Here is an 11218-nt window from a genome sequence, read left to right on the forward strand (position 1 = left end):
CCAATGTCCTCTGCCACAGCCACCAAGCGCGTCGCCATTATCGGCGGCGGAATCCTGGGCGTTTCCACCGCCGTGCACCTGCTCCGCGAAGGCGCCTCCGTGATCCTGCTGACCGAGCGCGGCCTGGCCAGCGAAGCCAGCGGCCGTTCCCTGTCCTGGCTCAACTCAGCGGGCGAACGGTCCACCCCGTACCACCAGCTGCGGGTTGCCGGCGTGGACCGCTACCGCACGCTCTTCGCCTCGGACCCCCAGCGGGAGTGGCTCCAGTTCGGAGGCGGACTCATGTGGAACGCGGACGGGCAGGCTGCAACGACCGAGGCGCGGCACGCTTACGAGAAGTCCATCGGTTACGACTCCAAACTGCTGGCTCCGGAAGAGATTGCAACAGCCACCCCCGGTATCGATTCCAGTGCCGTACCGGACAGCGCCATCTTCAACCCCGGCGAAGGCTGGGTCAGCCTTCCGGACCTGATCGACTTCCTGATGGAGGAGTTCCACTCCCGTGGCGGCGAACTGGTCCTCAATGCCGGCAAGGCCTCCGTCATGGTGGAGGGCGGCCGCACCACCGGCGTGGAGACCTCGTCCGGTGGGACCTACCCGGCCGACGCCGTCCTGGTGGCGTGCGGGGCAGCGACGCCCGCCGTCGTCCAGCCCCTGGGCGTGCACATCCCCAATGGTTCGCCGGTGTCCATGCTGGTGGTGACCAAACAGGTGCAGCACGACGTCACCGCCGTGATGAACACCCCGCGCGCCGCGCTCCGGCCCAACCCCGGCGGCACGTTCGCGCTGGACCACGACTGGTACGAGGAACACATCACCGAGCACGCGGACGGTTCCTTCACCGTCCCGGAAGAAGTGGTGCAGGAACTGGCTGATGAAGCCTCCAGGCTGGTTGCCGGCAATCCGGAACTCAAGCCGGCCTCCTGGAAGATGGGCTACAAGCCGATCCCCGGTGACGGCGAACCCGTCCTGGGCGAACTCGGCCAGGTGCCGGGCTGCTTCGTTGCCTTCACGCACTCCGGTGCCACCCTGGGCCTTATCGCCGGCGAACTTCTTGCCGGTGAAATCCTGACGGGCCGGAAGCACCCCATGCTGGCGACGTTCCGGCCGGGGCGGTTCTCCTAGGTCATGCGCGAAGGAGCGGGACCGCAGACGTGCGGCCCCGCTCCTGGACGCGCGCCGAAAGTCAGGCGCCCAAATGCCCCGTAAGGCGGCGGTGGAAGCCGGTGCTGCGCTCATCCAGGCCCTCAATGGCCACCGCGGCGCCGTGGTGCCCGTACTTGGTTTCGATGGAGTCCAGGGCCGCCACTGTTGACGCGTCCCAGATCTGGGCGCGGCTAAGGTCGATGGTCACCGAGGCGGGATCGTCGGCGTACGCGAAATGCTCCACGAGGTCATTGCTGCTGCCGAAGAACAGCGGCCCCACCACCTCGTAACGCACGCTTCCGCCGTCGTCCGCCAGGTTCCGCTCGACGGTGATGACGTGGGCCACCCGGCGGGCGAACAGCACCATCGCCAGGATGACGCCCACCAGCACTCCGTAGGCCAGGTTGCCCGTGAAGACCACGACGGCCACCGTGACGCCCATGACGATCGTCTCCGGCAGCGGCATCCGCTTGAGGGTGGACGGCCTGACGCTGTGCCAGTCCACCGTGGTAACGGCCACGACCATCATCACCGCGGCCAGGGCCACCATGGGGATCTGCCCCATGATCGGGCTCAGCCCCGTCACCAAGGCCAGCAGGAACACCCCGGCCACAACCGTTGAGATGCGGGTCCGCGCCTGGCCGGTCTTCACATTGAGGACGGTCTGGCCGATCATGGCGCAGCCGGCGATGCCGCCGTAGAACCCGGCGAGGATGTTCGAGACACCCAGGCCCCAGGACTCGCGGCCCTTGTGCGAAGGCGTCTCAGTGATGTCATCGACCAGTTTCGCCGTGAGGAGGGTTTCCATGAGGCCGACGAACGCCACGCTCAGCGCCGTGGGCAGGACCAGCTTGAAGGTCTCAACATCAAGCGGAACCAGGAACGGGGTGAATCCCGGCATCTGGCCGGTCAGGGGCCCCTCGTCGGCGACGTTGGGAACAGCAAGGCCCGCAAGGATGGCGATCGCCGTGACGACGACGATGGCCACCAGCGGTGACGGCACCACCTTGGTGAAGCGGGGGAGGACGAAAATAATGGCCAGCGTCAGGGCAAACAGGAGGTAGGCGAGCCAGGGAACATTGAGGACATGGGGCACCTGCGCCATGAAAATCAGCACACCCAGGGCGTTGACGAACCCGATCATCACTGATCGCGGGATGAACCGCATCAGGCGGGCAAGCCCGGCCAGGCCAAAGACCACCTGGATCACCCCCGCAAGCAGCACCGTGGGCAGGACGTACTGGACACCGTGCTCGTGCACCAGCGGTGCGATGACCAGGGCCACGGAGCCCGCAGCCGCCGTCACGACGCCGGGCCGTCCACCAAGGATGGACATCGCCAGGGCAAGCACGATGGAGGCGACAAGGCTGACCATCGGATCCACCCCGGCCACGATCGAGAACGAAATGACCTCCGGGACGAGCGCGAGGGTGGTGACCATGCCGGCGAGGACTTCGCGGGTCAGCTGCCGCGGAGAGCGCAGCGCGGCCGTGACGGTATTCGGCTGCCGGGTGGGGCGGGGGCGGTCGGCGACGGCCAAGGAGCGGCTCCAGGGACTTGGCTCTCAGGAAAGAGCGGGTGGGCAACGTTGGGCGCGCCACGGTGCGCAAGGGTCCAGCCCTGCCATGGAAGACAATTGGGGTGGAGAGAAAAGCGCCGGTGACTGCCGGCTGCGCATGCAACACTACCCTAACGTGAGGGTTGAGCCTGATGGGTGACGTGATGGTGAAAGAGATGACCGCCGAAGAAGTGGTGGCCACAATGCATATCGGCGAACTCGCGGACCGTTCGCAGATGTCCCTGCGCACCATCCGCCACTACGACGAGGTGGGCCTGCTCAAACCGTCCGGCCGCACCGACGGCGGATTCCGCCTCTACACCGAGCGCGATTTCACGCGCCTGCTGCTGATCCGCAGGATGAAACCGCTGGGGTTCACGCTCGAAGCCATGGCCGGGCTCCTGAAGGTCATTGACGCTTTGGAGGCGGCAGGGCCGGGCGAGGATGTTACGGCCATCAGGACTGAGTTGAACGGTTTCATTGAAGAAGCAGCGCGGCGCCGTGCGAAGTTGGAGGAACAACTCGGCATGGCCGACGAGTTCCTGGCGCTGCTGCGCGCTCGGTAGGGGACCCGCCGCTGTTGCCAAACTGTGCCTTGCCGCCCTGCCATGGCCCCGGGGCAGCAGTAAGCACGGCTGATAAAATGACCGGGTTGCAGGGCGGCCCAGAGAGCCGGTGCAACCAGTGCCGTAACAAAGTAGGGGACCACACAATCATGACGGCAGGCGGGTCACACCTTGAGACGTCGGAGAGCCGGCCGGGCAAACCGGTCGACCCCTCCGCGCCCGCCAGGGGCCGCGCCTACCTCGCCACCATCGAAGGTTTCATCGGCGCCCTCATGATGTTTGTCGGCTCCATCGGCACGGGCTGGATCGCCAACGGCTCGCCCATGATCCGCCAGCCGGTGGTCATCGCGCTCCGCACCGAGGGGTGGGGTGTTGCCGTATCCACCGTGCTGCTGACAGCCGGCGCCATGCTCCTGATGCGCTCCTGGCTGAGGCTGGGCCAGCGCCTGGGGGACTGGGGGCAGTCCTCGCTGCGGTCCGTGGTGGTGGCCATCTCCGCCTGGTCCCTGCCGCTGCTGTTCTGCGTCCCGGTCTTTTCCCGCGACGTCTACGCCTATACCGGCCAGGGCCGCCTGGTCCAGGAGGGCCAGAACCCGTATGAGGTGGGCATTTCCACCCTCAACAACTGGTTTTCGCTGGGCGCCGACCCCGCCTGGGCCGAGAACCGGACCCCCTACGGGCCGTACTTCCTGTGGCTGGCGCGCGCCGTCGTGGGGCTGACCGGCGCCCAGCCCGACGCGTCAGTCCTGCTCTTCAGGCTCCTGGCCGGCGTCGGCGTCCTGCTCTGCGTCATCTACGTCCCCAAGCTGGCCGAACTGCACGGCATCAACGGTGCTCGGGCCCTCTGGATCTCCGTGGCCAACCCGTTGTTCCTCATCAGCTTCATCGCCAGTGCCCACAACGACGCACTCATGGTGGGGCTCGCCGTCGCCGGTGTCTACCTGGCCGCCACCCGCCGCTACCTGCTGGGCATCCTCCTGGTCACCGCCTCCATCGGCATCAAGCCCATCACCGTGCTGCTGCTGCCGTTCATCGGGGTCATGTGGGCGGGCCCCTCTGCTTCATGGCCGCGCAAGTTCCTGATGTGGGGCGCGACGGCGGGCATCAGCTTTGGCGTGCTGGCCCTCAGCGGCATCCCCTACAACCTGGGCATCGGCTGGACCTGGGCCATCATGGACCCCACCCCGGGCTACACGGGGTACTCGCCGTCGGGCTTCCTGGGCCAGCAGGTGGAGATGCTCGCCAACGCCCTGGGCCTGCCCGGGGGAACGCTGGCCACCTGGCTGAGGACGGCCATGAAGTGGGCCGCCATCGCCCTGGTCCTGCTGCTGATGTTCCGCGGCGACTACTCCCGTGCGGTGCGCCGGATGGCCCTGGCGTTCACCGCCGTGGTGATGCTCTCACCCATCATTCAGCCCTGGTACATCCTGTGGTTCCTGCCGTTCCTGGCCGTCACCGGCATCCGGGACGACTGGCAGATCCGCTCGCTGTACGTGGGCGTGACGTTCTTCGTGGTGTTCGGCGCGCAGGACCAGCTCTCGGTCTGGTCCTTTGTGGAACTGCCCATCGACGCGTCTTCCCTGGCGTTCTTCACCGCCCTGGCCTTCACGTTCTACCTGCTGGTGCTGGACGTCCACACCCGGAAACTGCTCATCGAGGGAAAGCCCCTGGACCTGGCCCGGCGCGGGTGGCAGTGGGCTTTGGAACGGCGGGCGGTACGCCGCACCCGCGCACCCCAGGCCCCAGCCGCCGTCGACCGGTCCGAAAGCCGCTAGCCGGGCGGCCGGCCACATAAAAAGCTAGGCTTCCGCCGGCACCCGCGTGGAGGTCTTGCGGCCCAGTTCCGCCGTGCGCTTCACCGACCACCACAGCAGCACCACCAGGAGCACGTTACGGGTGGTGAGAATGGCCGCCATGACCGGGTGGGCGTGGATCAGCGGCGTATAGAACAGCGGATAGATCACGAACGTTGTCATGGCAATGCCCATCAGCAGGGCCGCGGGCACCTTCCAGCGCTCCCAGTCATGGGCCAGGCCGGCGATGATCACCGGGGCCAGCCAGATGATGAACTGCGGCGAGCCCACCTTGTTGAAGACGATGAATGCGGTGACCATCATAAGGGAGCCCTCGAGGAACAGTTCCTCGCGCTCGGCGCCCCGCCGCATGGCACGCACCAGCAGGATGGCGGCGGTCACGGCGGCGAGGACCAGCAGCGGCTGCATCAGGAACGCTGCAGTACTGGCTCCGGGGCCGTAGACCTCGGTGGAGTTGATGGCCGTGTTGTCCGCCATTTTGGAGCCGGCGATGTGGAAGACGCTCAGCCAGACCCACGGTGTGGAGAAGGTGGCCTCGAGCTGCATGCCGCGCTCGCCCTGGTTGAGCAGGAAGTCCATGATGTGCGGCAGCCCGCCGGTCAGCCAGGTCCCCAGTCCAACGACGGCGGTCACGGCGGCACCGGCGAGCACCACCTGGATGCGCTTGTGGCTGGCGATGACGATGGGTACCAGCACGGCTGCAGGCCACACCTTGATCCAGGTGGCCACGCTGAGCAGGACGCCCGCCACCACGGGCCGGTCAGCCGCGTAGAGCAGCGCGATCAGCACGATCGGTGCGGTGATGCCTTCCACCCGGGCGAAGCTCAGGTAGCCCATGAAGACGGTGAAAAACAGCCACCACCAGGCCGGCGCAACGCCCGTCACCTTCCGCGGGCCGCGGGTGAGGTAGAGCAGGCCGACGGCGTTGAGCGCCGTGATGATCAGGAACCACACCAGCAGGTAGAGGCTTGGCCCGGCGATGTTCGCCAGGAAGATGGGGATCTGCGCCAGCACGGGGTAGACCCAGGGGCTGATCTTCCCGGTCAGGTCCGCCGGGTTGTACCCGTCCATGGCCCACTGCCGGTACTGCTCGGTGTCGCTGAACGTATCGCCGTTCAGGAAGAAGGACGCCATCCAGCCCAGGAAGTACAAGTGGACGACGGCGAAGCCCCACCACACGCTGGACGGACGGGCGAACCAGTCCACCACCTTGGCTGGCAGGACTTTGCTGCGGACCGTCACCAAACGGTCAAAGAACCTTGCGGAAATCTCAGGTCTCCTTGAGCGCGGGCGCGGGTGCGGCGGTCTTCTTGCCCAGTGAGTACAGGCGCCGGACGCTCCACAGGAACAGGACCACCAGCAGGATGTTGCGGATGGTCAGCACCAGTGCCATCCACGGGTTGTTGTGGCTGAGGGCGTCGTAGAAGAGGGGGTAGATGAAGTAGGTGGCCACGGCGATGGCGATCAGCATCAGTGCCGGGACGCGCCATTCGCGCCAGCTGTGCGCCAGGCCGACGGCGACGGCGGGGCCCAGCCACACCATGAACTGGGGCGAGCCCACCTTGTTGAACACCACGAAGGCGGCGGCCAGGGCGAGGGCGCCGGCGAGAAGCAGCTCGGTCCGGTCCACGCCGCCGGCCACCTTGTGCTGCTTGCCGTTGTGGAGCGCCCAGAAGGCCAGGCCTGCCACCAGCAGGGCGGCCAGGACCAGGAGCGGCTGCATCAGCACGGACATGGTGGCGGTGCCGGGGCCGTCCACCTGCATGGAGTTGATGTCCGTGTTCATGTACATCCGGGAGCCGCCCACGTTCAGGACGGAAAGCCAAAGCCACGGGGTGGTGAAGGTGGCCTCGAGCTGCATGCCGCGGTCGCCCTGTTGGGTGAGGAAGTTCAGGAGCTTGGGGACGCTGCCCAGGGCTGCTGCCAGCGCAACGACGCCCGCCGTCGTCGCGATTCCTGCCAGCACCACCAGCAGGCGGTTCTTCACGACGGCGAACAGGGCCAGCATGATGGCCGCCGGCCAGACCTTCACCCAGGTGCCGATGGCCAGCAGGACCGAGGCGATGAACGGGCGCTGGACGCCGTATGCCAGGGCCACGAGGACCAGCGGGGCGGTGAGGCCGTCAACGCGGGCGAAGCCGAGCCAGCCCATGAGGAAGGTGAAGGCCAGCCACCACCAGCCCGCGGGGATGGCGTTGGCGTTGCGGCCGCGTCCGGTGAGTTTCAGCAGCGCCCAGCCGTTGAGGAGCGTTGTCATGAGGACCCAGAGGAAGAAGAACGGTCCAGGGCCTGCGAGGCCCGCGATAGCCATGGGGATCAGGGCCAGGATGGGATAAACCCAGGGGCTGGGGCCGCCCCGGAGGTTGGCGTCGTTGAAGCCGGCCATGGCCCAGTCGCGGTAGATGAAGGTGTCGCTGAACGCCTCGCCGCGCAGGGAGAGCGAAGCTGCGAAGACCAGGAAGACAAGGTGGACCACAATGAAGCCGCCCAGCAGTCCGCGCCCGGAGTTCAGGCCGCTCCGCACGGGCGCGGGGAGGATGATGTTGCGGATCCTGGTCAGATTGCCGAAGAGAGCGTCGGTGGAAATGGCGGAATCCTTGTCAGGTCGTTGCACAGTCAGCGGTCGCGCAATAATGGCTCGGGTGGGCCGCGAGGCGGGTTTCGGAGGCAGATGGAAGCCCCGGAAAACGGCTCCCACTCCCTTTCAACTCTAATTGACAGCGCCCTGCGGCCAGTAATTGTCAGGACAAATGGTGGAGCCCAAGGCGCTGACCTGCGTCATTTATCTAAAGTTGTTGGCACATTTTTGCTCAGGCACCATGGGTCGAGGCGCGAAAGCGCCAACCGCCTATGCAGCCAGGGGGAGCGCTGGGCGGGGTATGCCCACCCATCCCCTGAAAGACACAGGCAACATCCATGAACTTCCCCCTAACCCTCACCGTCTCCGACCGCCACAGCATGGACACCGAGCTCGACGCGGCGGTCGCAGCAGCCAAGGCCCATGCACTGATCGGCCGCCGCCACGGCATCCTGGTGACCCGCCATGGCGCCGACAAGTTCACGGTGGACCTCAGCGACGCCGTCCCCTTCGGCCTCACCCGCGAACACCAGGCCTGGTAGGCCCCTTAAGCCGGCGGCTGACACAGCCGGGCCCCGGATACAAAGCCGGTCTTCGAACTTAGCCTGCCCCTGACGGCGGTGCCTTTGGCGCCGCCGTCAGTGCCGGCGTCGCCCGCTTGCCGCGTCTAGCTGCCGGCGCTGCTGTCCCCGCCGCCGCCCACGCGGTTGCTGCGCTGCTGCAGCCGGTCGATGTGCTTTGACGCCTCAGCCTTGCTCAGGTCAGCGGGAAGTTCCTCCCCCGCCTCGCGTGCAAGGGTATCGAGGTAGCTGCGCTGGGCTGCCGTCATGGGCTCGTCCCCGGTCGCCCAGTCTTCCGGGTCCCTGTTGAGCCCTGCGTTGGGTTCCGGTTCCGGGCTGCCGATCGTTTCCTGGTTGCTGTCGCTCATGGTACGAGTCTAGGCCGGGGCGCAGACATTCCACTGGAGCGTGCGTTCTGGAATGCCTCCGCTTGAATAAGTCGGGGAATGATGGAGACGTTGAGTAGGTAGACGCCGGACATTAACGCAGCCAGGAGAATGACTCGATGGATACCAAGCTCAAAGTCGCAGTGCTCGGGACGGGAATCATGGGAGCGGCCATGGCCCGGAACCTCGTGCGGGCCGGTCACGAGGTTTCCGTGTGGAACCGGGATGCGGCCAAAACGGAACCCCTGGCTGCTGACGGCGCCCGGCGTGCCGCCAGTCCCGCCGACGCCGTGGAAGCGGCCGACGTGGTCCTGACCATGCTCTATGACGCCGCCGCGGTGGAAGAAGTGGTCCGGGCTGCAGCCCCGGGCTTCCGGCCAGGCACGGCCTGGATCCAGTCCACCACCGTGGGTGTGCAGGACGCGCCCGCTGTGGCCAAACTGGCCGCGGAGCTCGGCCTGGACCTGGTGGAGGCGCCCGTGTCAGGCACCCGCGCGCCCGCGGAAGCCGGCCAGCTCCTGGTGCTGGCCGCCGGGCCTGACGCTGTGCGTCGGCGGGTGGCACCGGTGCTGGATGCTATTGGCGCCCGAACCGTCTGGACGGGGCAGGACCCCGCTGAAGGGTCCGCCGCGCGGCTCAAACTTGTGGTGAACAGCTGGGTCATTGCCGCCTCCAACGCCGCCGGCGAGGTGGTTGCCCTTGCCCAGGCGCTCGGGGTCGATCCGCAGCAGTTCCTCAACGTAATCGACGGCGGCGGACTGGACCTTCCTTACCTGCGGACCAAGATGGGGCTCATCCTGGATGAGGGACTCGAGCCTGCGTCCTTCGCCGTGGACACCGCCTGCAAGGATGCACACCTGATCGTCGATGCCGCCGCTGAGCAGGGCCTCAAGCTCGACGGCGCCGAAGCGTTCGCCGCCCGGCTGGACCGGGTGGCAGAACAGGGCCGCGCCAAGCAGGACATGGCTGCGGCGTACTACGCCAGCAGGTAGCAGCCGGGGCTCCCAGAGCAGGCTGGATAGCGCTTGCCCGTTGACGTAATGCACGTCACCTTCTATATTGGATGAATCGATTCAAGAGCTGCCGCCCAAGCCCGTACCCCGTGGGTTTCTGCGCAGACACCGCCCCAACTGTTTCCAGGGGTTTCGGTTCCTTGCCAATGAAGACGAAGGACAAGCACATGAGCACCACCCCAACCCGCGTAGCCCCTTCCAGTCCAGCTGCCGGCGCGGGTCTGCGGGATCCGAAGAAGGCCGCAATGAGCGGCTGGATCGGAAGTGCCCTTGAGTACTACGACTTCGCGCTGTACTCGCTGGCTGCCACGCTGATCTTCCCCACCATCTTCTTTCCCGCGGAAAACCCGACCGTAGGGATCATTGCCTCCCTTGCAACCTATGCGGTGGGATACGTCTCCCGCCCGGTAGGCGCCGTCGTCCTCGGTGCTTACGGGGACCGGCACGGACGCAAGAAGGTGCTCGTCTTCGCCATGCTGCTCATGGGCTTTGCGACCTTCGCCGTCGGGCTCCTGCCCACGTACGGGCAGGTGGGCCTCCTCGCCCCCGCCCTCCTGGTGATCCTCCGCCTGATCCAGGGCTTCGCGGTGGCCGGCGAACTGGGCGGCGCCAGCGCCATGATCGTCGAACACTCGCCGGATGCCCGGCGCGGCTTCTTCGCCAGCTTCAGCCTCCAGGGCACCCAGGTGGGGTCGATCCTGGCCACCGCCGTCCTGCTGCCGCTCGCCGCCCTCCTTCCGGCTGACCAGTTCGGCTCCTGGGGCTGGCGCATCCCGTTCCTGCTCAGCGCCGTCGTCATCTTTGCCGGCTACCTCATCCGCCGCCGCGTGACCGAGCCTCCCGCCTACGCCGCGCAGCCCGGGACCGCCGGGGCCGCGCAGCGCTTTCCACTCGCCGAGCTCCTGCGCACCCGGCCGGGCGCACTGCTCCGCTGCATCCTCATGACCTTCACCAATGTCATCGGCATGGCCACCCTGATCTTCGGCGTCTCCTTTGCCACCCAGAAGGGCTACGGCAACGGGTTCTCCAGCAGCGAGTTCCTGTGGGTGACGCTGGTGGCCAATATCGCGGCCGTGGCCACCATTCCGGTGTTCGGCGCGCTCTCGGACAGGATCGGCCGGCGGATGCTGATGGCGGCCGGCGGCGTCACCGGCGGCGTCCTGGTGACCGGATACCTCTGGGCGATCGAGCAGGGGAGCCTGCCACTGGTCTTCGTCTGCGTGGTGATCGTGCAGGGCATCTTCTTCCAGATGTGGAACGCCACATTCGCCACGTTCTTCCAGGAGCAGTTCCCCATGCGGATCCGGGTGACCGGCTTCGCTGTTTCGCAGAACATCGGGCTCATGATCGCGTCGTTCTTCCCGAGCATTTTCACCGCGATCGCCCCTCCCGGTTCCGCGAACATCCCGCTGACCATCGGACTGACTACGCTCGGCATCTGCCTGGTCTCGGCCGTGGCCACCCTGATGTCCTCCGACACCAGGGGTACGTCCCTGGAGGACCTGGAAACGCAAAAGACCGGACGAGCCGCAGACCGCGCTTAGGTCCGCCGTTCAAGGAGGCAGAGGGAGGGGCGGCGCCTGCTGCCCCTCCCTTC

General features: G+C 66.9%; 10 protein-coding genes. 6 read left to right on the forward strand and 4 right to left on the reverse strand.

Annotated features, from left to right (window positions below):
• Positions 1-3: 3 nt before the first annotated feature.
• Positions 4-1125: an NAD(P)/FAD-dependent oxidoreductase gene (locus tag MRBLMD1_RS07035; protein WP_364398454.1), complete on the forward strand. Its 1122-nt coding sequence runs from the start codon at positions 4-6 to the stop codon at positions 1123-1125.
• 61 nt (positions 1126-1186) lie between these two features.
• On the opposite strand, the gene MRBLMD1_RS07040 is transcribed toward MRBLMD1_RS07035, so the two are convergent.
• A complete protein-coding gene (locus MRBLMD1_RS07040) occupies positions 1187-2686 on the reverse strand; it encodes a SulP family inorganic anion transporter (protein ID WP_364398456.1) in 1500 nt (499 codons plus the stop codon).
• 182 nt (positions 2687-2868) lie between these two features.
• On the opposite strand from MRBLMD1_RS07040, the gene MRBLMD1_RS07045 reads away from it, so the two are divergent.
• Both MRBLMD1_RS07045 and mptB read left to right on the forward strand, forming a co-directional pair.
• Positions 2869-3270 carry a MerR family transcriptional regulator gene (locus MRBLMD1_RS07045; protein ID WP_414703682.1) on the forward strand — a complete coding sequence of 134 codons (402 nt, stop codon included), beginning with the start codon at positions 2869-2871 and terminating at the stop codon, positions 3268-3270.
• A gap of 149 nt (positions 3271-3419) precedes the next feature.
• On the forward strand, positions 3420-5045 hold the full coding sequence (mptB, locus tag MRBLMD1_RS07050; RefSeq protein WP_364398460.1) for a polyprenol phosphomannose-dependent alpha 1,6 mannosyltransferase MptB: 1626 nt from the start codon (positions 3420-3422) through the stop codon (positions 5043-5045).
• 24 nt (positions 5046-5069) lie between these two features.
• Here the strand turns inward: mptB and MRBLMD1_RS07055 are convergent, their stop codons facing one another.
• Positions 5070-6326 (reverse strand): glycosyltransferase 87 family protein, encoded by a 1257-nt coding sequence (locus tag MRBLMD1_RS07055; RefSeq protein WP_364398462.1) that lies wholly within the window; start codon positions 6324-6326, stop codon positions 5070-5072.
• Positions 6327-6354: 28 nt separating this feature from the next.
• Entirely contained in the window at positions 6355-7644 is a 1290-nt protein-coding gene (locus MRBLMD1_RS07060) for a glycosyltransferase family 87 protein (protein WP_364399309.1), read from the reverse strand.
• Positions 7645-8000: 356 nt separating this feature from the next.
• Here MRBLMD1_RS07060 and MRBLMD1_RS07065 point away from each other — a divergent pair, with 356 nt between their 5' ends.
• Positions 8001-8204, forward strand: a complete 204-nt coding sequence (locus tag MRBLMD1_RS07065; RefSeq protein ID WP_159634846.1) for a hypothetical protein — start codon at positions 8001-8003, stop codon at positions 8202-8204.
• A gap of 125 nt (positions 8205-8329) precedes the next feature.
• On the opposite strand, the gene MRBLMD1_RS07070 is transcribed toward MRBLMD1_RS07065, so the two are convergent.
• Entirely contained in the window at positions 8330-8590 is a 261-nt protein-coding gene (locus tag MRBLMD1_RS07070; RefSeq protein ID WP_364398464.1) for a DUF3072 domain-containing protein, read from the reverse strand.
• Positions 8591-8727: 137 nt separating this feature from the next.
• Here MRBLMD1_RS07070 and MRBLMD1_RS07075 point away from each other — a divergent pair, with 137 nt between their 5' ends.
• Both MRBLMD1_RS07075 and MRBLMD1_RS07080 read left to right on the forward strand, forming a co-directional pair.
• A complete protein-coding gene (locus MRBLMD1_RS07075) occupies positions 8728-9600 on the forward strand; it encodes an NAD(P)-dependent oxidoreductase (RefSeq protein ID WP_159634840.1) in 873 nt (290 codons plus the stop codon).
• 188 nt (positions 9601-9788) lie between these two features.
• Positions 9789-11165, forward strand: a complete 1377-nt coding sequence (locus tag MRBLMD1_RS07080) for an MFS transporter (protein WP_364398467.1) — start codon at positions 9789-9791, stop codon at positions 11163-11165.
• Positions 11166-11218 lie beyond the last annotated feature (53 nt).

The sequence above is a fragment of the Pseudarthrobacter sp. LMD1-1-1.1 genome, assembly GCF_040676255.1.
Lineage (GTDB): Bacteria > Actinomycetota > Actinomycetes > Actinomycetales > Micrococcaceae > Arthrobacter.